This is a genomic window from Mycoplasma sp. 1573, from assembly GCF_053851775.1.
Genome location: NZ_JBSQBG010000001.1, coordinates 270376 through 295450 on the forward strand (window position 1 = coordinate 270376; position 25075 = coordinate 295450).

21 protein-coding genes are annotated in these 25075 nt (G+C 31.2%); 14 read left to right on the forward strand and 7 right to left on the reverse strand.

Going from position 1 to position 25075, the window contains the following annotated elements; all coding sequences use genetic code 4:
- Nucleotides 1-12: 12 nt before the first annotated feature.
- Nucleotides 13-2838, reverse strand: a complete 2826-nt coding sequence (locus tag ACWXVT_RS01065; protein WP_455967714.1) for a cation-translocating P-type ATPase — start codon at nucleotides 2836-2838, stop codon at nucleotides 13-15.
- Nucleotides 2839-2944: 106 nt separating this feature from the next.
- Here ACWXVT_RS01065 and ACWXVT_RS01070 point away from each other — a divergent pair, with 106 nt between their 5' ends.
- The 3 genes from ACWXVT_RS01070 to ACWXVT_RS01080 are packed head-to-tail and all read left to right on the forward strand — an operon-like array spanning nucleotide 2945 to nucleotide 5597.
- Nucleotides 2945-3778 carry a Cof-type HAD-IIB family hydrolase gene (locus ACWXVT_RS01070; protein ID WP_438341402.1) on the forward strand — a complete coding sequence of 278 codons (834 nt, stop codon included), beginning with the start codon at nucleotides 2945-2947 and terminating at the stop codon, nucleotides 3776-3778.
- A gap of 9 nt (nucleotides 3779-3787) precedes the next feature.
- The gene (locus tag ACWXVT_RS01075; protein ID WP_438341401.1) at nucleotides 3788-4771 is read left to right on the forward strand and encodes a lipoate--protein ligase; all 984 of its coding nucleotides are present in this window, start codon (nucleotides 3788-3790) and stop codon (nucleotides 4769-4771) included.
- Nucleotides 4761-5597, forward strand: coding sequence for an alpha/beta fold hydrolase (locus ACWXVT_RS01080; protein WP_455967716.1), 837 nt, complete (start codon nucleotides 4761-4763; stop codon nucleotides 5595-5597). Before ACWXVT_RS01075 ends, ACWXVT_RS01080 begins: the two co-directional genes overlap by 11 nt.
- A 32-nt stretch (nucleotides 5598-5629) precedes the next feature.
- On the opposite strand, the gene ACWXVT_RS01085 is transcribed toward ACWXVT_RS01080, so the two are convergent.
- From ACWXVT_RS01085 to ACWXVT_RS01095, 3 genes are read right to left on the reverse strand one after another with little or no spacing between them, the layout of a single operon-like run.
- Nucleotides 5630-6964 (reverse strand): C1 family peptidase, encoded by a 1335-nt coding sequence (locus ACWXVT_RS01085; RefSeq protein WP_438341399.1) that lies wholly within the window; start codon nucleotides 6962-6964, stop codon nucleotides 5630-5632.
- A gap of 2 nt (nucleotides 6965-6966) precedes the next feature.
- On the reverse strand, nucleotides 6967-8304 hold the full coding sequence (locus tag ACWXVT_RS01090) for a C1 family peptidase (protein ID WP_438341398.1): 1338 nt from the start codon (nucleotides 8302-8304) through the stop codon (nucleotides 6967-6969).
- Complete coding sequence (locus ACWXVT_RS01095; protein ID WP_455967718.1) at nucleotides 8282-9895, reverse strand: ABC-F family ATP-binding cassette domain-containing protein; 1614 nt, start codon at nucleotides 9893-9895, stop codon at nucleotides 8282-8284. Before ACWXVT_RS01095 ends, ACWXVT_RS01090 begins: the two co-directional genes overlap by 23 nt.
- Nucleotides 9896-10147: 252 nt before the next feature.
- Here ACWXVT_RS01095 and lysS point away from each other — a divergent pair, with 252 nt between their 5' ends.
- The 8 genes from lysS to ACWXVT_RS01135 all read left to right on the forward strand — a co-directional run bounded on the left by lysS (nucleotide 10148) and on the right by ACWXVT_RS01135 (nucleotide 19754).
- Nucleotides 10148-11623: a lysine--tRNA ligase gene (gene lysS / locus ACWXVT_RS01100; RefSeq protein WP_438341396.1), complete on the forward strand. Its 1476-nt coding sequence runs from the start codon at nucleotides 10148-10150 to the stop codon at nucleotides 11621-11623.
- Between the two features lie 66 nt (nucleotides 11624-11689).
- Nucleotides 11690-12544, forward strand: coding sequence for a methionyl-tRNA formyltransferase (fmt, locus tag ACWXVT_RS01105; RefSeq protein WP_438341395.1), 855 nt, complete (start codon nucleotides 11690-11692; stop codon nucleotides 12542-12544).
- Nucleotides 12525-13190, forward strand: coding sequence for a uracil-DNA glycosylase (locus ACWXVT_RS01110; protein WP_455967720.1), 666 nt, complete (start codon nucleotides 12525-12527; stop codon nucleotides 13188-13190). The genes fmt and ACWXVT_RS01110 overlap by 20 nt, the downstream gene beginning before the upstream one ends.
- Nucleotides 13191-13255: 65 nt before the next feature.
- A complete protein-coding gene (gene asnA / locus ACWXVT_RS01115; protein WP_438341393.1) occupies nucleotides 13256-14230 on the forward strand; it encodes an aspartate--ammonia ligase in 975 nt (324 codons plus the stop codon).
- A gap of 9 nt (nucleotides 14231-14239) precedes the next feature.
- Entirely contained in the window at nucleotides 14240-15598 is a 1359-nt protein-coding gene (locus tag ACWXVT_RS01120) for a M17 family metallopeptidase (RefSeq protein WP_455967722.1), read from the forward strand.
- 1 nt (nucleotide 15599) lies between these two features.
- Nucleotides 15600-16955 (forward strand): M17 family metallopeptidase, encoded by a 1356-nt coding sequence (locus tag ACWXVT_RS01125; protein WP_438341391.1) that lies wholly within the window; start codon nucleotides 15600-15602, stop codon nucleotides 16953-16955.
- Nucleotides 16956-17110: 155 nt separating this feature from the next.
- Nucleotides 17111-17788 carry a hypothetical protein gene (locus ACWXVT_RS01130; protein ID WP_455967724.1) on the forward strand — a complete coding sequence of 226 codons (678 nt, stop codon included), beginning with the start codon at nucleotides 17111-17113 and terminating at the stop codon, nucleotides 17786-17788.
- 61 nt (nucleotides 17789-17849) lie between these two features.
- Nucleotides 17850-19754, forward strand: a complete 1905-nt coding sequence (locus ACWXVT_RS01135) for an MIP family Ig-specific serine endopeptidase (RefSeq protein WP_455967726.1) — start codon at nucleotides 17850-17852, stop codon at nucleotides 19752-19754.
- Between the two features lie 34 nt (nucleotides 19755-19788).
- On the opposite strand, the gene ACWXVT_RS01140 is transcribed toward ACWXVT_RS01135, so the two are convergent.
- Genes ACWXVT_RS01140 through ACWXVT_RS01150 form a run of 3 tightly spaced genes read right to left on the reverse strand, consistent with a single transcriptional unit; the run spans nucleotide 19789 to nucleotide 21128 of the window.
- On the reverse strand, nucleotides 19789-20229 hold the full coding sequence (locus tag ACWXVT_RS01140) for a hypothetical protein (protein WP_438341388.1): 441 nt from the start codon (nucleotides 20227-20229) through the stop codon (nucleotides 19789-19791).
- Complete coding sequence (locus tag ACWXVT_RS01145; protein ID WP_455967728.1) at nucleotides 20213-20635, reverse strand: hypothetical protein; 423 nt, start codon at nucleotides 20633-20635, stop codon at nucleotides 20213-20215. The genes ACWXVT_RS01140 and ACWXVT_RS01145 overlap by 17 nt, the downstream gene beginning before the upstream one ends.
- Nucleotides 20636-20642: 7 nt before the next feature.
- Complete coding sequence (locus tag ACWXVT_RS01150) at nucleotides 20643-21128, reverse strand: hypothetical protein (protein ID WP_438341386.1); 486 nt, start codon at nucleotides 21126-21128, stop codon at nucleotides 20643-20645.
- Between the two features lie 91 nt (nucleotides 21129-21219).
- Here ACWXVT_RS01150 and hrcA point away from each other — a divergent pair, with 91 nt between their 5' ends.
- From hrcA to dnaK, 3 genes are all read left to right on the forward strand, one after another.
- Complete coding sequence (gene hrcA / locus ACWXVT_RS01155) at nucleotides 21220-22221, forward strand: heat-inducible transcriptional repressor HrcA (protein WP_438341385.1); 1002 nt, start codon at nucleotides 21220-21222, stop codon at nucleotides 22219-22221.
- 1 nt (nucleotide 22222) lies between these two features.
- Nucleotides 22223-23086 (forward strand): nucleotide exchange factor GrpE, encoded by an 864-nt coding sequence (gene grpE / locus ACWXVT_RS01160; protein WP_455967729.1) that lies wholly within the window; start codon nucleotides 22223-22225, stop codon nucleotides 23084-23086.
- 138 nt (nucleotides 23087-23224) lie between these two features.
- Complete coding sequence (dnaK, locus tag ACWXVT_RS01165; protein WP_455967730.1) at nucleotides 23225-25027, forward strand: molecular chaperone DnaK; 1803 nt, start codon at nucleotides 23225-23227, stop codon at nucleotides 25025-25027.
- Nucleotides 25028-25075: the final 48 nt, after the last annotated feature.

Below are 25075 nucleotides of genomic sequence, written 5' to 3' on the forward strand. Positions count from 1 at the left end.
TTTCTTTAAATTTTATTCTTTTTTAAAACCTTTTTTGAAAAAACCAGTAGGTTTTTGGGTAAGTTCAAAACTAGTAATTTGGTGTTTTTTCATTCTTGAACTTATCACTAAATTGGTAATAATTTTATGAACTGCACACACTGGAATAATTATTGCTACTAAACCATACGCGTAGGCATTAAGTATTGAATATTTAGCAAAGTTAGTCATTAAGTTAAATACTTCAGCAATGTTTGATACGTATGTTACTAGCAGTAAAAATCCAATTGAAAAGATAACAGAACTGTAAACTTTTCAGTATTTTAATGGGTTTAAGCAAATAATTGGTTTTCTAGACATTAGTGTCAATGTATTAAATGTTGCACCAATTCCTAGAATGATGAAGGCTACAGTAGAACCGGCATTTACGAATTCTGAACCATGACCATTTTTTAGCGCTCAACTAGCTCCTAATCAGTAACCTATGACTGATAGTGAACCCATAAAAATTCCTTGTCAGATTGTATTAATACCCATTCCACGAGCAAAGATAGATTCATGTTTTGAATATGGACGTCGGTTCATATAATTTTCATTATTTTCTTGCAATCCAAGTGCTATTCCTGGAAAACCGTGAGTAAATAAGTTAATTCACAATAATTGAGTAGCTGATAGAACAAAGAAATCTCATCCAGCAACTTCTGAACTGTATTTATTAATTTCATTTTTGAAAACTAAGCGGAAAATGATTAGTCCAAAGAAAACTAAAACAATTTCAGCAACAGATGTAATAAGTAAAGACTGAATGACATTCTTAATTCTTTGGTAAATTGAGCGTCCATTTTTAACAGCTTCAACCACAGTTGCAAAGTTATCATCTACTAAGATCAAGTCGGCAGCTTCTTTTGAAACTTCAGTACCAGTAATTCCCATTGCACAACCAATATCACTGGCTTTTAAAGCAGGAGCATCATTAACTCCGTCTCCTGTCATGGCAACTACTTGATCTTTTTGTTGTCACATCTTAACAATTCTAATTTTATCCTTTGGAGCAACACGAGCATAAACCGAAATGTTTTGAATTTCATTTAAAAGCTCTTCATCACTCATTTTTTCAAGTTGTACACCATTAACTGCGATGTCACCTTCTTGGTAAATTCCTAGTTCATGAGCAATTGCTTTTGCGGTTACTAAATTGTCACCAGTAATCATAATTGGTTTAATTCCAGCTTTTTTACAGATAGCAATTGCTTCTTTTGAAGATTCTCTTGGTGGGTCAATCATTGCTACCATTCCACCAAAAATTAAATCATTTTCAATACTTTGCTCTGATAGTAAGTCAATATTTTCAGCTTCTTTTTTATTTAAAGGACGCATTCCTAAAGCTAGAACACGATAACCTTGTTTAGCTCATTGTTCGTTAATTTTGTGTAGTTCATCTAGATTTGACTTGTCTTGTAGAGCATTGAAAATTTGTTCTGGTGCTCCCTTTACAATAACTACTTTCTGATTGTCGATTTCATTAATAGTAGACATTAATTTTCTATCGCTATCAAATGGGAATGATTTAACTCTTGGATATAAAGAACGAATTTGATCAACTGTTTGATTATTTAATTTTTTTAGTGAGTGAAGTAAAGCAGTTTCAGTCGGATCTCCAACTTCTTTTAGCTCATCGTTTTCATAAAAAACATTAGCATCAGTACATAAAGCAAACAAAATTGCTGTTTTTTGAAAATCTTTCTGATTATTCTCACTCATGAACTGATTGTTTCAGTAACTTACAACAGTCATTTTGTTTTGAGTCAAAGTTCCTGTTTTGTCAGAACATATAACTGCAGTTGACCCAAGTGTTTCTACTGCCATAAGACTTTTTACAATTGCTTTTCGTTTTGCCATTGAGCGAACGCTCAATGAAAGAATAATAGTTGTGAAGGCAACTAATCCTTCAGGAATTGCAGCTACAGCAAGTGAAATTGAGTTAACTAGGCTTGAAGATCAAAAACTAGTTTTATCAAAACCTTGGTGTCCAACTGCTTGGAATATTATTTGCATAATGAATGAAACTACAAACAATATAATTCCACCAAACCCAAAAACTTTTCCTAGTTTGTTAATTTTGATTTGCAATGGAGTTAATGAGTTTTCTTGTTCAGATATTAGAGTAGAAATATTTCCGATTTGAGTTTGTTGACCAACTTCAGTAACTAGAACTACTCCTCTTCCTGTTGCAACGGCGGAAGAAGAGAAAACTTTAAAGTCTTGATCTGCGATTGGTAAGCTCAAGTCTCGAGTAGCTTTTGCATCTTTTTGACTTGCAGTAGATTCTCCAGTTAGAGAAGATTCAATACAGCTTAGATTTGTACTTTCAAGTAGCAAACCATCAGCTCCAACAATATCTCCGGATTCAATAATTAAAATATCACCAACAACAATGTCTTCGGCTTTAATGTTTTGTAAAATTCCGTTTCGAATTACTTTCGACATCAAGGGAGACATATTTTTTAAGGATTCAACAGCTTTTTGACTTTTTATTTCTTGTACTGTTCCTACTATTGCATTTGTCATTACAACAAATAAAATGATGAATGGTTCAACAAAAGAAACCACTAGTGAGGTTTGTCAGTTTCATTTTGTGTGTACCCCTTCGAAAATTGCAAGTGCAAAGGCGATAACGGTAGCAACAAGTAACAAAATAACCATTAAATCTTTAAATTGTTCCAAATAAACAATAAGTCAGTGCTTTTTCTTTGCTTCTTTCAAACTATTTTTACCAAAGAGTTCACGACTTTTAGCAACTTCAGCATCGTTTAAACCTTTAGCAATATCAGTTTTAGAAAAGTATTCTTTTGAGTCCATTTTCCTCCTTAAAATAGTGCTTATCTAATATTAATAAATATTAACATACAAAACAAAAAAAGCACAATTTTAATTTTTTGTGTCTGAAAAATATAAAATATTTTTTATGAATACAAAAAACCTAAATTATTTTATTTTTGACCTAGATGGGACTTTGTTAACGAAAGAAAAACAAATTGACCCTAGAACATTAAATACTATCAAGGAGTTAAAAAAACACGGAAAAAAATTCTCACTTAATACAGGGAGAACACCTTTTCTATCTTTAAAATTTATGGATCAAATTGAGCCTGATTTTCCTTGCTCTTTCTGCAATGGAGCACTAATTTATGACTGAAAAAATAAGTCTTTCATTTCTAAACATGCGATTCCATTAAGTGATGCAACGAAAGCATTCAATATTCTTTGAAAAGAAAAATCAACTATTTTAGTTTATACTCAGGATTCAATTTATTACAAACACTTCAATGAGCAAAGTAAATGAGTAAATTTCATTAAAAAAACTAATGATGCTGTTGAAAAGGAATATCGTGCCAAAGTTTTAGAAATTGACTTAAATACTTTCAAACTAAGTGACCATGAAATTTACAAAATCATTTGCATCAGTGATGAAGTATTGGGAAGTATTGAAGAAATTAAAAAAGAACTAAATGAATTGCAAGACTGCTACCCACTACAATCTAACTCAGCAATTTTAGATATAATTCCTAAAAACATCGATAAAGGTACTGGTTTACAATACTTGATTGATAACAATTATGTAAAAAAATCGGAAACCGTTGTTTTTGGTGACGAAAACAACGACTTACCAATGTTTGAGGTCAGTGACTATTCAGTAGCATTAGGGCAAGCAAGAGATGTTATCAAACAACAAGCAACTTTTGTTACTGAGTCAAATGATGATAATGGAATTGGAATCTTTTTAGAAAAAACCATTTAAGGAGCAAGTATGAAAATATATTTAGCTAAAAAATATTCACCTTTTTACACTCTTACAATGGAAGAGTTGTTAGTTAAAGATGATTCTAATACCGAAGATATTATTTACTTTTACCAACATGAAAATGCAGTTATTATTGGACGTAATCAAAATGTCTATGAAGAAGTTAAAATCGATGAATTAAACAAAAATAATGTTGAACTTTACCGTCGTTTAAGTGGTGGTGGAGCTGTTTATCATGACCTAGGAAATGTTAACTTTAGTTTCATTACAAAACGCGAAAACGGACAAAGTTACGAACAATTTTTACAGCCAATTTTAGAATTTTTAAAATCTTTAGGTGTTAATGCTTATTTCAAAGGACGTAACGATTTAGTTATTGATGGACTTAAATTTTCAGGAAACTCACAATTTATTTACAAAGACAAAATTGTGCACCATGGAACATTACTTTTCGACGCTAATTTAGAAAAAGTTGGAAACTATTTAATTCCTTCGAAATTAAAAATGCAATCTAAAGGAATTAAAAGCGCAAGACAAAGAGTTACAAATATTATTGACACATTACCAAATAAAATTGACGTTAAAGAATTTGTATCAAGACTTGTAAGCTTCTTCGAACATAAACATAATGTTAAAGTTGAAGATCTACCTGCTAAATACGAACAAGAAATGCTTAAATTAGCAGAATATCGTCACTCAGATGAATGAGTATTTAAAAAACAATTCCCATTCAGTGTTATCAATGAAGCAAAATGAGATGGTGGAATTTTAAAAGTAAAATATTCAGTAAAAGAAAACGTTTTTGAACACATTCGTCTAGAAGGTGACTACTTATCATTAACAGATCATGATGAAGTTGAAAAACAACTAACTGGAAGCGAATATAAAAAAGAAGTGACAAGAAAAATTCTTGAATCATTTGATAATTTCAGTGAAATGTTTGGAACACTAACCATTGACGAAATTATAACAACTATTTATGGAGAATAATAACTGACTAAATATTCAGATACTCAATGAAAATGTTCATTGCTATGTAGAAAATAATAACCGTGCTAAAAAAGTTTTATTTGTGCACGGTTTTAATTCTTCATTAAATATTTGAAAAGCATTCATTGATACTGAACGTGATTATGATATTGCTATGCTAGATTTGCCTGGGTGTGGGTTCACTACTGCTTGCAATCAAATAACTATTGAATACAATCAAAAAATTGTTGCTGAATTTGTTCGTAAAATTGGCTATGAGGATTGCTTAGTTGTGAGTCACTCAATGGGAGCATGCATTGCTTTATATCTCTTAGAAAATAACTTAGCAAAATATGGAATTCTGTCTTCACCTTTCAATTACAAAACAAATTTCTTCACTTCTGAATGAGCTAAAAACTTTTTCAAATCTACAAACTCATTTCTATCCTTAGCAAAAGCAAATAAAAATAGTGACAAAAATAATACTTTATCACTTACAAAAATCACTAAAAATTTAGTGAAAAAAACTTCAGCTTTGATAGGTTCGAGTAATAAATTCGCTTACTTAGTAAGTACTCAGCTAATGAACAAAAAATACACATCTAACAAAATAAAAGAATTGTACGAAAATGTACACAATTACATGTTGATTACCGGTTCAATTGACACTTGTATTCAAAAAGATGATGTTGAAAATGTAGCTAAAGAACAAGGTGTCGAAATTATTGTTTTTGATAATATAAACCATGGTTTTTGGCAACAGATCAATAGTAAACAATTTCAAGACATTGAAAAATTAATAGATGAAAAATTAAATCAGATACAAAAAATAAGCCGACAGCTTTAACTAAGAAAGCAATTGTCGGCTTTTTATTACTTTTAGTGTAAGTATGCTAACGGATCATTAATGTCAAGCATGTGTGGTTCTTCATCTAAACCTTTTAGATACTCAGGATCAACATATTTTTTGTCAACTACACATTGGAAGTTTCATTCTTTGAATCACTCATTTGACATACTGAACATACCTTTATCAGCGATGTCGTCACCTCATGAGTTTTCAACTTTTCATTTGATTACTTTACCATTTTCATCTAAATCAACTCCAACAAAATTCATTAAGTGAGTTGGAAGACTCATATGATAATTTAGTCTTTGTGCTTTAGTTGTGTAGATATTGGCTACAACATCTTCAAATTTGTATAACTCTTGATCCATAATCCCAAGTTTACGATCATGAAATTTTGAAACGTCACAAGCAAATGGAACACTAATGTTGTCTAAAATTGATAATTTTGTAGCTTTAACTAATTCTTCAATTGGTACATTTAATTGGTTGTTTCCAACAGCTTCATAAACACTTCTAAAGTATTTTGAACTTAAAACTTTTCCGTATGGGTGCTCTGGACGTGGATCATTAACAAGACACACTTTGTTTTTCAGTGAATCACCAATAGTCAAGTCAAAGAATTCTTTTGGAGTTGTGTTTAATATTTGTTGAAATTTCTTGTCCTTGTCATAGTATTTGTAGTCAAAAGTTTTTGGTGGAATACCCAAACTTATGGCGCAGATTGAGTAAATTTCACTCATTGTCTTTTCTTTTAATTCATAAAGTTTTTCAACATTGTGATTCTTTTGTCAGTTTTGTCTTAACTCCATTGCTGCTTGTTTTAGTTTTGAATTTAGAACGAACATTAAAGTATCAGTGTTTTGGGCTTCAAATACATCTGGCATTACTGATTTTGGCACAATTCCATATTTATTAATAAGAGCTAAGAATCATTCTCAGAACCCACCATCGTCTGCCGGACCATCCATTAGTTTAACAAACAATGTATCATTGAAGTCAAGCTCTAAACCATATTCAATAAAGTTTTGTAAAAATGTATTTGATTTTTCGATTTTGTCATAAAAAAGTAAGAAACTTTGACTAAATTCAATGTCTTCGATGTTGAGCTTTTTAGCAGCATTAATTCTTTCCATATTTAATGAAGCAAAAATTCAGCATCTTCCTGAATGTTTTTGATTCGTTACTGCCCCTGAATTAATAACACTTGAAAACACGTGATTGTGTTTGATTTTTACTTCATTATTGAAACTTACTTCTTTAATTCCGTTTTTTGTAACAGCATTTATTAGTGTTTTATTAAAGTTATTTTTAACAAAATCGGCTTCAAATTTTGTTAGTAATTCTTGAGTTATTTCTTTTTTCATAATTACGCTAGAGGGTCTCAAGGTTCGACAATAATAGGATCCTCTTCTAATCCTTTCAAATATTTTTCGCTTACAAATTCTTTATCTACAATCACTTCGAAAACGTAGTCATCAAATCACTTATCTGACATTGAAAAAATTCCTTTTTTAGCAAGATCTCCGCCCCAAGAATTTTCTACTTTTCAGTTTTTGGTTGTGTCATTTTCAATGTCTACACCAGTCAAAGTCATTGCGTGGTTGAGTGAAATCAGTCCTGTTGCAAATTTTTGTGCTTTTGTTAACTGTGAAATTTTTATTCCCATTGCGTCATAATTGTAAATTTCAGAATCAAAAATTCCTAGTTTTCTATCAACCATTTGACTAACATCACACCCGAATCAAACCGCTTTATTAGCTAGCAATGATTTTTTAGCTGCAAGTTTCAGTTCTTCAATTGGAACATTTAGAGCTTTGTTTAAACTTCCTTCAACAGCGGTACGGAAATATTTTGCCTCAATCATTTTTCCATAAGGATAAATTTCTCTAGGATCTGAAATAAGGGTAATTTTTTGACTCAATTCATCCTTAAGAAATTTTTCATAGAAACTCATTGGTGTCATATCTTTTAGACGATGAAATTTTTTATCTTTGTCATAGTACTCAAAATCAAATTCATAAGGAGGAATTCCGAAAGCTTGAGCACAAATACTGTAAACTTGGTCTAAAGTTTGAATTCTAATTTTATCTAAATCAGCCTTTTTGTTGTTTGCATATTCTTGACGCATTTTTAAAGCGGCCATAATGACTACATTATTCAATAACTCACTTACTTTGTCAGTTGCTTCAGAACTAATTGTTTCTGGCATTACTTGTTTTGGAACTGCTCCATATTTGTGAACCAAACTCTCTCATCAAGCATAATAACCACCATCCCCAACTGGATCTTGTAAGAATCTTTGCATCAGGCGATCATTAAGATCCAGTTCTAAACCATAAGCCATAATGTTAGTTAAGAAAGTGTTAGCTTTTTCTACTTTTTCTCAAAAATTGAAGTAGTTTTCACTAAATTCAAAGTTTTCAATGTTTAGTTTCTCAATGCTTTGAACCCTTGCCATATTCAAAGAAGCAAAAATTCAACATCTTCCAGATTGTTTTTGGTTAGTTATATCTCCAGTCTTTAATTCGTGACTGAAAACATGGGGATGACGAGCAATAACATCATTATTGTAAACTGTGTTATTAATTCCGTTTTTGATTATCGAATGACTCAAAACATTCAAATTTTTGTTGCTTTTGAAATTATTTTTTCATTTATTTAACAATTCTCAGTCAATCATATTAGTACCCCATTGCTTCTTCATATTCATCTAAGTTTCCGTAGAATAAGAAACTTTCATTATTTTTAACTTCTAAAATCACATTAGCTGCTTCTTTAACTAACCCCCGGTTGTATGTGGTGAAAATAGTTCCAGATTTATATTTTTGAATAGCTTCAACAAGCGAGTCAATGCTTTCTGAGTCCAAGTGGTCAGTAGGTTGGTCAAAAACTAAGAAATTACTTTCTTCTAACATTAGTTTTGAAAACATTAATCTTGCTTTTTCTCCCCCAGATGTTACTTTTACTTTTTTAAATACTGAATCATTCGAAAATAGCATTCTTCCTAAGTAAGCACGCATACGGTGATCTGAATTATCCTTAGTTTCTTGTGTCGAATTGTTTAGTGGTCATTGACTAATTCACTCCAAAATAGTCATATCATTTTGGAAAAATTTTTCGTTGTTGTTCGGGAAGTAGTTAGGAGTAATAGTAATTCCCCAGTTTACTGTACCACTAGTTGGTTTTTCAAGCCCCATAATGATTTCTAGTAATTTGGTTTTAGCAATGTCATCGTCACCAATGATTGCCATTTTTTCACCAGGTTTCAAGGTAAATGAAACATTTTGGAAAAGTGTTTCGCCCTTATCATTAATGTAACTTAAATTTTCAACTTCTAAAATTTGTTTACCAGGTGCACGGTTAAGATCGAAGTTGATAAATGGATATTTACGCGATGAAGGTTTAATTTCGTCAATGACAATTTTTTCTAAAGCTTTCTTACGGCTTGTTGCTTGACGACTTTTTGAAGCATTAGCACTAAAACGAGCAATGAATTCTTTTAATTTAGCTGCTTGCTCTTCTTTTTTTAGATTAGCTTGTTTTTGCATTTCCATGATCAATTGACTTGATTGTTTTCAAAAACTATAGTTACCAGTGAATAATCTAGCTTCGTTAAAATCGATATCAACTGTGTGGGTACACACAGCATCTAAAAAGTCACTATCGTGGCTAACAACAATAACTATGTTTTCATAATCAATTAAAAAGTTTTCTAATCATTTGATTGTTTTTAAGTCAAGGTGGTTAGTAGGTTCATCCATTATTAGAATGTCTGGATTGCCAAATAAAGCCTTAGCAATCAATACTTTAACCTTTTCATTAGCTTTTAGCTTAGCCATTGGCATGGTTCATTTTTCTTTATCAATTCCTAAGCCAGATAGTAAGGTTTGGGCATCATTTTCAGCATTTCATCCACCCATTTCACCAAATTTTTCTTCCAAAACGCTAGCTCTTTCATAATCTTCCATCGAAGCTTCAGGATTAGCATAAATGGCATTTTTCTCTTCTTGAATTTTGTATAAATCTTGATTACCCATAATAACAACTTCGGTAACAATAAAATCGTCAAACTCATTTTGATTTTGACTCAATACTGAAAGACGAGAACCTTTTGATTTAATAATTTCTCCGCTACTTTGTTCTTCTTGTCCTGCTAGGATTTTTAGAAATGTACTTTTTCCGACTCCATTTGCCCCAATTATTCCGTAAGTGTTCCCGGGTAAAAACTTCAAATTAACATTTTGAAACAGTTTTTTATCACTGAAAATTTTGCTTAAATTTTGTACTTCTAACATAAAACCTCCATTTAATGTATAACATTAACAATTTTACAACAATTGCAAATTTTAGGCCAAATAATATTATTTACGTGTTTCACAATAGATTATTTTTGTGTCTTTTTTCAGTCTCTTGAATATTCTTTTGTTTACTTTATGACCTTAAGAAAGCAATTGTGTAAATTCTGTAGTCTTTTTTTATAAAATATTAAGCATAAATATTTTTAAACTCATGTTTAATTAATTTTTTTTGACTATTGGAGACACATTATGGAAAGAAAATTTTCAGAACAAGAACTTGTCCGTCGTGAAAAAATTGCACAATTGCAAAAACTAAATAAACCAGCATTTAGTTTAGCGATCAAAGCAAGTCACAACTGTGGACAAATCCATGAACAATTTGATTCATTCGACCGCGAACAACTAGAACAAAAAAACGTAATAGTTTCAGTAAACGGACGTCTAATTGCTAAGCGTGGGCCTTTTTTGGTGCTTCAAGACAGAGAAAACACAGTGCAACTTTACATTGATAAAAAATCACTATCTGAAGTACAAAACGAAGTTCTAAAATTAGTCGATTTAGGAGACATCTTACATGCTGAAGGGTTAGTTTCAAAAACTCACACTAATGAAATTATGGTTAAGGTTGCTAAGTTTGAATTGCTAACTAAAGCTCTAAGACCATTGCCAGATAAATTCCATGGATTAGTTGATCAAGAAGAAAGATACCGTCGTCGTTATGTTGATTTAACAGTTAACAAAGATACGAAAAGAACATTCATTTTACGTTCAAAAATTATTGCTTCTGTGCGTCGTTTCTTTGACTCAAACGGCTATTTGGAAGTTGATACACCAGTTCTTCAACCAATTTTGGGTGGAGCAGCTGCTAGACCTTTCACTACATACTACAATGCTTTATCAAGTGATTTTTATTTACGTATTGCAACAGAATTACCACTTAAAAAATGTTTAGTAGGTGGACTAGAAAGAGTTTACGAAATAGGTCGTATTTTTAGAAATGAAGGAGTTGACACAACTCACAATCCTGAATTTACATCTATAGAATTCTATGAAGCACACTCGAACATGGAAGGAATGATGGAACGTTGCGAACAACTATTCAATTACTTGGCTAACGTTTTAGGATTTGAAACAGTAAATTTTGGTGGTCAAACTATTTCATTTAAAGCACCATTCAAACGCATTAATATGGTGGATGCTGTGAGTGAAAAAGTAGGATTAGATGTAAGAAAACTAAATGACCAAGAAGCTGTTGAACTTGCTAAAAAACATGGAATTAAAGTTGAAAAATATTTCAAATTAGGACACGTAATTAACGAATTGTTTGAAAAATATGTAGAAGAAACATTGATTCAACCAACATTTGTGTGAGGACACCCAATTGAAATTTCACCTTTAGCTGCTAAAATGCCTGAGGATGAACGTTTCACATTAAGAGCAGAATTATTCATCAACAAAAAAGAATTTGCTAACATGTTTACTGAGCTAACTGACCCAATTGACCAATTAGAACGTTTTGAATCACAATTAGAAGAACGTGAAGCAGGAAACGACGAAGCTAACGAAATTGACTGAGACTTTGTCGAAGCTTTAGAATATGGAATGCCTCCTGCTGGTGGATGTGGAATTGGAATAGATCGCTTAGTAATGTTACTAACTGAAAATGAATCAATTCGTGAAGTTTTATTATTCCCACAATTGAAAAATTTACCTAACCATGAATAATATTCAAGTGCCCAAATGGCACTTTTTATTTTCTGTTGCCAACAAGGTTTTTGTATAATTCAAGACATGAAAAAAACTAGAGTTATCCTTGCTGGAACTATTGATTTCAGTGCCAAAATTTTTTCTCATTTTATTAATAACGAAAAATATGAGGTTGTAGCAATCGTTTCACAACCGAATCGTCAATTTGATAGAAAAAAACAACTTTTGGATACATCAACTGCAAGCCTTGCTAAACAAAACGCTATCAAGTTATACCAACCTGAAAAAATTGGCGAAATTTATGATGAATTGTCTTCGTTGGACTATGATTTTTTGATTACTGCTGCTTTTGGACAATATATTCCTGAAAAAGTTCTTAAGTTAGCGAAAATAGCATCAATAAATGTGCATGGTTCATTGCTAGAGAAATATCGTGGAGCAGCTCCTATTCAACATGCGCTGTTGAATGGAGATAAGCAAACTGGAGTAACACTAATTTATATGACTAAAGCAATGGATGCTGGTGACATGATTGCACAAGTTTGCTTTGATATCGAAGAAAATGACACTGCTTTAGAGCTTTATGAAAAAATGGCTGATCACACAACAAAGAATATTGATAATTGACTGAATGATTTAATTCAAGGTTCAAATGAAGCAGTAGTTCAAGACGAAGCAAAAGTTACTTGAGCACCAAAAATAGAAAATCACGAAGCCGAAATTCTGCCAGCTGATTCTATTGATAAAGCGCTAGCAAAAATTAAAGCTTTTAATGACCAACCAGGAGCATTTATAGTTGAAAATGGAAAGAGAATAAAAATTTTCCGAGCAACTAAGAAAAAGGTTTCTACTCCTATGAAAATAAGTATTAACAGTGAGTGATTGTACTTAATTGAATATCAAATAGAGGGGAAAAAACGTGTCAAACAAAACGTTTAGTTTCAATGACTTTTTAGAGCAAGAGCAAAAGCAAGAATATTTTGTCAAAATTGCAAATAATTTGAATCAAATCGAAGATGAAAAACTAGCTCCATCAAAAGACAACATTTTTAAATGCTTTGACTTGGATTTTGAAAATCTTAAAGTCATAATACTAGGTCAGGACCCTTATTTTACCAAGGGAGTTGCGGATGGTTTAGCTTTTAGTTCCAGCAGTAACAAACGACCACCTTCATTAAATAATATTTTCAAAGAAATTAAAAATTCATATCCTGATTCAGTCTTTTTGACCAATAATCTAATAAATTGACGCAATCAAGGAGTTCTTTTGCTTAATACAACATTAACTGCTGAAATTGGTAAGGCTTTGTCGCACAAAGACTGAAATTGAAACATTTTTACTGCCAAGACTCTTAGTGAAATTTGTAAAAGACACAAAAATTTAGTGTTTTTAGTTTTTGGTAATTACGCCAAAAATTTCTTAATCAAGAACAATTTGATTCTCAAAGACAATTTTTACTTGTTCACTTCTCATCCTTCAGGATTAAGCGCTTATAGAGGTTTTTTGGGTTCTAATGTTTTCAAAAAATGTAATGACATATTGACTAGTTTAAACAAAACAACTATTGATTGATCTACTAAGTAACTGCGATAATACAGTTATTTTTTTCTTTTCGAAAAGTTTTAAGAGATTGCATTAAAATTTATTCTATGAATAAACTAAACATAAAAGAAACACAATTTGCTATCGAAAAACTTAAAGACATTTTTTCTCATAACTTACGTAAAGAACTAAATTTAACAAGAGTATCTGCTCCATTATTTTTAGCCAAAAATAGTGGATTAAACGACACATTAAATGGTGAAAAAGCAGTAGCATTTTTTGCTAAAAATTTTGAATACGAATTAGAAGTTGTTCACTCACTTGCAAAGTGAAAGAGACATGCTCTTAATCGTTATGATTTTCATGTTGGAGAAGGGATTTATACTGACATGAATGCAATCAGAAGAGAGGAAATTTTAGATTCCTTACATTCATTTTATGTCGACCAATGAGACTGAGAGAAAGTTATTGGCGAAGATCAATACAATATCAAGTACCTTAAAAAAGTAGTTGAAACAATTTACAAGTGTCTAAAAAACACTGAAAAAGCAATCAATCGTTTATATCCGGTTTTGGAACAAAAATTACCCAAAAAGATAACATTTATCACTTCTCAGCAACTATACAGCCTTTATCCAAATTTAGATCCAGGACAAAGAGAATATGAATTTATTAAAAAACACAAGGCTGCGTTTATTAGTCAAATAGGGTATGATTTGCCAGACAAACAACCACACTCGAAACGGGCAAAAGATTACGACAATTGATTATTGAATGGTGATATTGTGGTCTACGATGCAACTAACGATCAAGCACTAGAATTGAGTAGTATGGGAATCAGAGTAGATGCAGAATCAATACAACGACAATATCAATTAAGTAAAGAAGAAATTAAAGCAATCAGTCCTTATCATGCCAAAATTATTGATAAAACTTTACCGCTTACAGTAGGTGGAGGTATTGGTCAAAGTAGAATAGCAATGTTTCTTTTAGAAAAGCACCACATTGGAGAAGTACAAGTAAGTGTTTGAGATGATGAAACGGAAGCTCAAGCAATTATGCGTAAAATTCCACTTTTATAGGAGGTTGAAATGTTGAAAAACTATACTAATAAATTACCTAAAAACAAAAAAGTTTTGCAGGCTGTATATAAAAATGGCACTGCTCCAGAATTTATTTCACGCATCAAGGATAAAGTGACTTACGATAATGCCAACAAAAAATATTACGTTTATTTAGACAAAATTAAGAATTATGTTGAATTAAGAAAAGCGGTCGATAAAATCATAAATTCTGACTATGAATTTGATGTTATTGACTTAGACTCTTTTGTGAATGAAAAAATATCAAATGAAGACGTTTTAACTGCTTTTTACACACGTTATCCATTTTTTAAAGAAAATATTTACAATGTAAAAACTGAAAAAACCAAATCTTTCAAATATCCTACATTGGTTATGAGTGATGCCAAATATCGTTCTTTAGTAAAAGAGTTATTGATTATCAGTGAAAATGTAACAAGAACTCGTGACTTACAAATCACCCCGCCAAATGTATGCAATAGTGAATGATTGGCTGACTATATAGTTGAGGATTTTAGAAATCTAGAAAATGTTGAAGTACAAGTTTTAGGAAGAAAAGAAATCGAAGATCTCGGAATGGGTCTAATGTTGAGTGTTAATCGCGGATCAACTTTTGAACCACGAGTTGTAGTAATTAATTACACAGGAAATACTAAAAAGACGCAAAGAATGGCTTTTGTTGGTAAAGGAATTACTTTTGACACTGGTGGAGTTAACACTAAAGGATATTTCATGGAAGGTATGAAATATGATATGTCAGGAAGTGTAATTGCTGCTTATGCTTTAAAATCAATAGCACAACTAAAACTAAAAGTAAATGCCAGTGCAGTGATGATGATTACAGATAACAGATTAGATGGTGATGCTTCACTACCTGAAAACGTGTATGTTTCAATGTCTAAGAAAACTGTTGAAATAGTTGATACTGATGCTGAAGGTCGTTTGGTTTTAGCAGATGGTAATACTTATGCAAAAGATGTTTTAAAAGCAAACTTGATTGTGGATGTGGCTACTCTAACTGGTTCAATGGTAAGAGCCTTAGGTTCAGTTTATAGTGGAATTTATTCAACTAGTGATGAAAATTGATTGCTTTTTGCGCAAGCGTCACAAATTGCAAGAGAAAAAGTTTGAAGAATGCCTTTACATGAAGATTTTCATAAATATAATCAAGAATCAAAAGTAGCTGATCTATTAAACTGTTCAAATGACACACCAAGTGATAGCAATACAGCTGCAATGTTTTTAAAAGAATTTGTTGACGATGTTGATTTTATTCATTGTGACGTAGCAGGAACTGCTGACAGAAAACAAATTCCGCAGGGTGAATTGGTCGCAACACTAACATATTTCGCAAAATTGAGAGGTTAAAATGACTAAATTAGAAAATCAAAACAATAATGCTTGATTACTAAAGGCCGACTATTCTTCAAAAGCAAAAAACAAGCACAAAAAAGTTGAAGAAGATGTTGTAACAAAACAAGCAAAACTATATTTAGATTTAAATAAATTAAAAAATGTCAGCGACTTTAGTCAAATTGCCAAAAATTTAGTTACAGATGCTAATCGTGAATACACTTTTGAGCTAGATTCTTTTAAAAACAACAAATTTGAACAATTAGACCAAATTCTCTACTGACTAACTTATGGTCTAGAATATGCAAAGTTTGACTCATTTACTTGAAAAAACAATGACAAAGTACACAAATTTGATCACAAGATTTTAATAAGTGAGACTAGTGAAGCATTTGACAAAGCTTATCAAAAAGCACTGATTGTTTCAGAAGCACATAACCAAGCAAGATACTATCAAGCAATGGCACCAAACATTGCCAACAGCGAATTTTTAGCACAGGAAATTGTTAAAAAATTTAAAGGGCTTAAAAACATAGAAGTAAAAGTTCTTTCTAGAAAAGAAGTTGAACAATTGGGAATGAATTTATTCTTGAGTGTAAACGCAGGTTCTGTCTATGAACCTAAATTAGTAGCAATAACTTATAAACCAAACAAAGACTCACAAGAAAGTTTAGCTCTAGTAGGTAAAGGAATCACCTTTGACTCAGGTGGTTACCAAGTAAAAACCAAAAAAGGAATGCCTGGAATGAAATATGACATGACAGGAAGCGTTGTGGCCGCTTTCAGTCTATGAGCGATAGCTAAACTGGGTGGAACTAAAAACATGAGTGCTATTTTGATGTTAACTGATAACAAAATAAGCTCACTTGCATCAACACCTGACACAGTGTATCGTTCAATGAATGGTTTAAGTGTTGAAGTTAACAATACTGATGCTGAAGGTCGTTTGGTTTTAGCTGATGGAATTACTTATGCTGTAAGAAATTTAAAAGCAACTCAAATTATTGATATTGCCACATTGACTGGAGCAGTAAGTTACTGTGTTGGAGAAACCTACAGTGGAATTTTTTCTTCGAGTCAAGAACTTTTTGATAAGCTAGAAAATGCTAGCCAAGTTGCTGGTGAGCTGATTTGACAATTGCCTCTAGATGATGAGTATTTAGAAGGATTAACTAAATCAAAGATTGCCGATTTATATAATTCAGATTCCTCTGGAAATGCAGGAAGTTGTACTGCCGCTATGTTTTTACAACAATTCAAAGAAAACGCAGATTTATTACATATTGACATTGCTTCAACTGCAAAGAAAAATAACTACTCAACTGTGCCTATGTTGTTGTCGTTGATTGAATTAGGATTACAGGAGGATTAGTCACAAAGACATTCATTAGTAGACTGAAAAAAGAATTTACTTTCAGTGTTTATGATTTAGCAGTATTCGGAATTTTATTAGCTCTTTACTTCATTATTGAGTCAATTGAAAGATACGCTTTTGTTGGTGCTTTTAAAATTTCTATTACTTACACTTTGTTTATTATTTTTGGAATAGTTTTAGGACCAATAAAAGGAGCATTTTTATCATTTTTCTGTGACCTTGTCACACAACTAATCTACGGAATTCATTTTTATATGTTAGTTTATGCCATTATTCCACCTTTGATTGCTATTTTGGCATGATTGATGTTTAAAATGCGAAGTTTATCAAAAAAAACTATTTTTCTAACAGGATTCGGTACTTTACTGCTTTTAACAATTTTGTTTGTAGTATTCATAAGTACCCAGTACTCACTGATTCAAAGTGGAATGAGTGCTAAAAAACCAAAATTAGTAAGTATTCAGACAGTTATGATTGTTTCTAGTTTGTGTATTTTAACAATATGAGCAATCGCCATATTCTGTTTATTTATGAGTGAAAGAAAATCATTTCAAAACTTCTTTGTTATATTAATCATCGTATTTACAATAATTATTATTTTTAGATGGTTATGAGGACCTTTTGCATATATAACTTTTTATAATCGTTACTTTGCAAGAAGTTCAAAATGAGCGTATGGTGATTACTATTTCTATTTTATGATTCCGATAATGTTTAAAACATTAATTGAAATTCCGGTTTACGCATTCATTTTATTTGGATTGCAACATCTAATTATTTGAATGCAAAAGCAATTCAAAAATCAACAAAAAATGCGTTATTTTAATTAGTTAAAGCTCTCGGGCTTTTTTTCTTTTTGTCCTGCATTTCACTAGTATAATATTTGTAATTATGAAGAGAAAACTATGAAGTTTTATGACACCTTTAGCTTTGTTGCCTGTCATTAGTGCACCAGTTATGTTGAGTGCTTGTGATAATGGTGCTGAAAAGAAAAAAATAACTGAGCTTGAAATAAATATCCAACAATTAACTCAACAACTAAATAACAACAAAGATATAATTACACAACTAAATAAACAGAGCCAAGACCAACTTAGTCAAATTCAACAACTAACTCAGTCATTGAGTAGTGAAAAGACTGAAAAAGAGTCAGCACAAACACAACTAGAGCAAAAAATTAAAGAATTAAATGATACAAATAGTCAAATTCTTGCTCGCAACGAACAAATAAGTTCTTTAGAAAAACAGCTTAATTCTTTACAAGACTCATTAAAAACTCTTAGTCAAAACTATCAGGACATTCAAAAACAGAATCAAGATCTGACTAAAGCAGTCGAAGATATTCAAAAAGATAATGATGACTTAAAGCAAAGTAATGAAAAGTTGCTTAATGAATTTAAATACTACTCATTTGACAAAGATAAATACTATAGTCAAAACCCACAACTAACATCTTTTTCAACAACTACTGAGTCAAAAAATAGTCAGTTAGTAACAAATCAAGACTATTTAAATTCAATTGCTAATCGTACATTTTCATTCACTATTTACACTCCTTCAAAAGATCCAAACAAGATTACTGCTAATGTTGGAACTACTTGACTTTTAGATTATAAAAACATTGCCGAAAACAAATGGCGTTTATATCTTGCAACTAATTATCACGTTGCTTTGCTATTTAGTCAATTAGATAGAGATTTTGCTGAGTATAAACAACCTGATGTAACTAGACCAATAACAAGTATAAGTGTAAACTTCATAAACCCAGCAACTGGCAAAATAGTAGTAAACCAACTAGCTAAAAATGCTTGACCAAAAATATTTTATATGGCAAGAAACTTCATGGATAAATCAGCACTATCGTATCCTGATCCAGACAATGTTGATCACTATGCTGACTTTGCAGTTCTTGAATGAAACATTAACACTGACGAATTTCTAGATAATTGACTTTCGGATAATAAAAGATCTTTAAATGTCTTACTATTGAATCATATTCTTGATGCCAAGCAAGAATTTGATAGTTTAAAAAAATATGGACAAGAACATACTTTGACAAATATTAGTAAAGAATCAGCACCATATATGAACTTAGATTATGCAACAGTTCAAAGCATAGCTGATACGAATTTTTTAAACAGACAATACACAAAAGACAATATAACTTCAATCCAAAGAGCAAATGAGGCTTCGGAAGATGCAAAACAATATTTATCTTCTTGAACTAAATACACCGCCATTCCAAATGCAGTCTATTGAAATGGATTCTTTTTAGATAATAAGGCTAAGAATTTAGTTTCGCAAATTTACAACATCGATGACGAAAACTTGGAAGATATTGATTTTTCTAACTCGAAACCTGCCAACAAACTACTTTTTCAAGTAAAAAGTACTCTTAACAATCGCATTATCAGTGAAAAAACTTCATTCAATGGACGTGGCGGAGCAAGATATTACGGAATTCATTATCAAACCCAAGCCTTAAAAGGTTCAAGGGGTGGAACCAGCGGAACTATGGTAACTAATAGTGAGGGAATGACTATCGGCTTAGTGTTTGGCAACATGGTTGAACCTGTTTCATACACTGGTTCTGATGGCACTAAGTATGAACTAAAAAGCACACTTATCCAACCTCTGACAGTAACAAAACCAATTATTAAAGACAATATAAGAGTGGAAGCCTACAATTTAATTGATAATACTGATAAACAAAAATACCCTTATCAAAAAACTTCTTATCGTCAACAATTAATAGCGAAATATGGACCAAGCTACAAAACAGCATTATTTAGTTAACAAAAAAAATCAGCCAAATTTTACAGGCTGATTTTTAATTGTTGTCTTTTTTAGAAATATCGTAAATTTGATTAGCAACTTTTGAAACTTTGATACTTTCGGGATTTGCAATGTACTCATCTTTTAGTTTTTGCAAGTTTCTTAGTTTTGCCATTTCAACTTCTTTTGAACCTTTAAAGTCAAAGAATAATAAAATTGATTGCACGAATGCTACAATTGCACTAAGAATTGCTACTGCCAAAAACAAATCTTTCAAAAGTTGTGTTTCATTTCATCGAATAGCAAACAAGTTTAGAAGAATTTGCAGTGAAGAAATGATCATAATAACTAGTGAAATCATGATGTAAGTAAGACGCGAAATGATGTATTTTTTGCGGTAAATTAAGTAGTTAGTTTTGCTGTTTTTAAGAACTGATAAGTCTTTATTGTGTGGGTTTTCAACTATTCAATCTTCATTATTATTTTTCTTCTTCATATTTTATCTCCCAGCTCATACTGCAAATATCACACACATTTTTATAGAATTTCAAATCACGATCTTTTGAAAAATACTCACCTATTTTTTGTTCATAAAGTACTCATTGAACTTTTAATTTTTCAATCCGTGATTGATATTTAGAAATTTTTACTCGTAGGGCGAAAAATGACATGATTGAAGTACAAAAAGTGGTGATTGCTGTGATTGCATTAGTGTATAACAAATAATCATTTCAAGAATTAGGACCGAACAGCTTACTTCCTGAATAAATTTGTAAAGTACTTAATATTGACAGCACTAAAGCAACTAAAAGCACAATAATATTTAAAGAAACAAATCAAAAACTTCAAATAATGAGTCTTTTTTTCATTTTGCTTTCATAGTCTTTGATTATTTTTATCAATAGAGAATTATTCACCTTTTTCTCCCCTCAGTGTTTTAATAACTATATTTTTAACTCTTTCATTGCTTTTGTTTTTTTCTAATGCCATTATTTCTTCAATGTTGTATTGATATTGTTTTTGTTCAAAGTTAGCATCATAAATGTATACATTTTTCATAAACTCGATCGACTCATACATCTTTTTATATGTATAAGTTTTAGCATATGTTTTGTAAATACTTTGTACTATAGCAAGAATGAAAATCAAAATTGTGAAACTAGCAACAATAATTGAAATGGTTACATTAACTTCAGCTGCTTTATTAGTTTTAAGAATTTGTTGTCCTTTGTAAATTGCAAAAGAACAAATGGCAATAATTGTTAAGTTAATTAAAATTATTAAAAAGTTAAAAAAAGACTGAAAAAAACTCTGAAATTTGATTCTTTTTGAAATTTGTTTGATTTCACTATCAAAGTAAGCAATCAGTTTTTCATTGATTTCTGGTTTGTTCATGCCTTAATTATAACAACTAATAATTTAGCACTAAGCAATTTTGACTGCTAAAATGGTGCTATTTTTTGTTATAATAACTTTCAGAGGTTATATGAACAGGTTAAAAGAAACAGAAGAAAATATTTTCAAATACATTGTTGAAGCCTACATCGAAACTGGTCAACCGGTAGGTTCTAAATTTTTATGTGAAAGATATTCTCTAGATTGATCGCCAGCAACAATTAGAAATATCATGGCTAAGTTGGAGCAAATCAATTTCTTAGCAAAAAACCATACATCAAGTGGAAGAATTCCTTCAACTGAAGGTTTAGAATATTACGCCAAGTTTCTAGCCTACAATCCAGAAAAATATTTCAAAGATCATTTAGAAGATTTACTAGCAAAAAGAAGATTGTCAATCGATTGTACTGTTGAACAAGCAGCAAATGCAATTAGTGAGCTTGCAGGACTTACTTTAGTAACAGTATCAAACAATGCAAACGAAGTCTTGAAATCAATTCAGTTAACTGTTTTGAGCGAAAATAGTGCAATCATTGTTTTGGTAACATCAACAGGAAGAGTGGAATCGAAATTATTTAATTTTGATAACGAATTAATTGACATTAATGATGTTAGAGTAGCGGTGCGCTTATTTAAAGATCGTTTAATAGATGTACCTTTAATTGAGCTAAATCAAAGAGCAAAATTACTAGCACCAATCTTAGCGGAGCAAGTTAAAAATTACGAGCAATTGCTGCAACAATTTGTTCGCGAAGTCTTGACATTTGAAGAAACTATCAAATCGCGTGTTTACAACAAGAATCAAATTATCCTTTCGCGTGACATAAGTCGTGAACAAATTACTGAAATTTTTGATCTTATTGAAAATCACTCAATATGAGAAGCGCTAGAACGTGATTTAGACGAAGAAAATTCAATTAAATTCAATATCAATGACCAAAACGTAAGTGTTATATCAAAAAAAATTAATTTCAACAACAGCGAAAATATTCGTGAAATTTCTATTGTTGGTTCAAATAGAATGAATTATGGTGAAGCAATAGAGGCTATGACCTTAGTAGAAAAATTATTGATGTATAAAAAGGAAAAATAATATGGAAATGAAACAAAAAGAGCAAAAAATACACAAAAAATCACACGAAAAATTGCCTTTAGAAAAATTTGACTCTCTTAATGTTGAGTTTGAAGTTGAAACAACTAAGGATAAAAACATTGAAAAACATACCAAAACAATTGTTTTTGGTTTTTATGAATTAGGCCAAAAAGTTGAAGAATTACTGCAAAGAGAAGCAAAGCACATCAAGTTAGATAAAATTTATAAAACAGAAGAGGATAACAAGGAAACAAAATATAAATTAGTTGTAAAAAAAATTTACAAAGCCAATTCACACACTAAAAAAGATCGTGAGCAAATCGAACAATTACGTCAAGCCTTATTAAAAAAACATCAAGAATTAACCTTGGCGAATTTGCAAGTTTTAGAGCAAAAGAATATTAATGAAAAAAATGTTGAAGATTTTAAACGAAAAATAGAAGAATTTCAACAAAAAGCTAGTGAAGAATTAGTGGCTTTTAAAGCTAAAAATTATGATCATATGCAAAATGAAATGGCAGAAAATAAAAAATATGCTATTCAAGGCTTTGTTGAAGATATTCTATTACCTTTAGATAATATTGAAAAAGCGGCCTCAGCAGGATTAAATAGTCAAAATCCTGAAGTTCAAGCATACACGAAAGGTTTTGCAATGCTGCTAGGGCAAGTGGAAAATGTAATGCAAAATTATGGAATTAGTAAAATTATTCCACAAGTAGGTACTGATTTTGATCCTTATACACAACAAGTTTTTGAAACTCAAGATGCGGGACTGGAAAAAGAAAAAATCATCGCAGTTAAAAGCATTGGTTACAAACTACACGATAGAGTTATCAAGCCAGCATTAGTTGTTGTACAAAAATAATATCTATTCATTAGGCAAGGTTAATTTCTTGCCTAAAAATTTAAAAAAGAAAATTTAGCACTCTAATGTTGCAAGTGCTAAAAATATGGTAAAATATAGTTAGCTTATTGAATTAACAAAAAATTTAAGGAGTTTATTATGGCAAAAGAAATTATTTTAGGAATTGACTTAGGAACTACAAACTCAGTTGCAGCAATTATTGAAAACAAACAACCTAAAGTTTTAGAAAATCCTAATGGAAAAAGAACTACACCTTCAGTAGTAAGTTTTAAAAACGATGAAATTATTGTAGGAGAAGTGGCAAAAAGACAACTTGAAACTAACCCTAATGCAATTGCTTCTATTAAAAGATTAATGGGAACAAGTCAAAAAGTAAAAGCAAATGGAAAAGAATACACACCAGAACAAATTAGTGCAATGATTTTAAGTTACATTAAAGACTATGCAGAAAAAAAAGCTGGACAAACAATTAAAAAAGCAATTATTACTGTTCCCGCATACTTTGACAACGCACAACGTGAAGCAACTAAAAACGCAGGAAAAATTGCTGGTTTAGACGTTATCCGTATCATTAACGAACCAACTGCAGCAGCCTTAGCTTTCGGTCTTGATAAAGATAAACAAGAAAATCAAAAAGTTTTAGTATTCGACCTTGGAGGTGGAACATTTGACGTTAGTGTTCTAGAAATGGAAGAAGGAACATTTGAAGTTCTTTCAACATCAGGAGACAACCACTTAGGGGGAGACGATTGAGACCACAAAATTGTTAATTGAATGGTTGAAAAAATCAAATCAGAATACAACTATGATCCTTCAAATGACAAAATGGCTATGGCCCGCTTGAAAGAAGAAGCTGAAAAAGCAAAAATCACATTATCAGCATCACTAGTTGCTAACATCTCATTACCATTTTTAGCAGTTACATCAGAAGGGCCAATCAACGTTGAATTAGAACTAAGTAGATCAGAATTTGAAAAAATGACTCAAGATCTACTAGATAGAGTAAAAAAACCTATTTTAGATGCTCTAAAAGAAGCAAAAATTGAAGCCAAGGATCTTGATGAAGTTCTTTTAGTTGGTGGTTCAACTAGAATGCCAGCTGTGCAAGAATTAGTTGAAAGAGTTTTAGGCAAAAAACCTAATCATTCAGTTAACCCAGATGAAGTTGTTGCAATGGGTGCAGCAATCCAAGGTGGAGTTCTAGCTGGAGACATTGATGACATTCTATTATTAGATGTTACTCCGCTAACTTTAGGAATTGAAACCGAAGGTGGAATTGTTGCTCCTTTAATCCCACGTAACTCAAAAATTCCTGTTACAAAATCACAAGTTTTCTCAACTGCATCAGACAATCAAACTGCTGTTTCTATTGTTATCGTGCAAGGTGAAAGACAAATGGCTTATGACAACAAGATTTTAGGGCAATTTAATCTTGAGGGTATTGACCCAGCTCCTCGTGGAGTTCCGCAAATCGAAGTAAGCTTTACAATTGATGTTAATGGAATTACCACTGTTACTGCTAAAGATAAGAAAACTAATAAAGAACAAACTATTACTATTCAAAATGCAAGTCAATTATCAAACGATGAAGTTGAAAAAATGGTTAAAGATGCTGAAGAACATCGTGAAGCTGACCAAAAACGTCGTGAAGAAGTTGAAACAAAAGTCCGTGCTGAATCAATGATTAATCAATTAGAAAAATCATTAGCAGAACAAGGTGACAAATTAAATAGTGATCAAAAAATCAAAGCAGAAGCAGAACTAAAAGAATTAAAAGATTTATATGAAGCAGGAAAATGAGCAGAATTAAAATCAAAAATTGATTTATTTGAAACACAAATGCGTCACTTCCAAGAACAAATGCAAGCAAGTGGAATGAAACCAGAAGACTTGGAAAATATGATGAATAACCAAAACAATGAACCTAAGGAAGAAAACTAATCCTTCAAGTTTATTAAATTATCTAAATGTGGCACTTGCCACATTTTT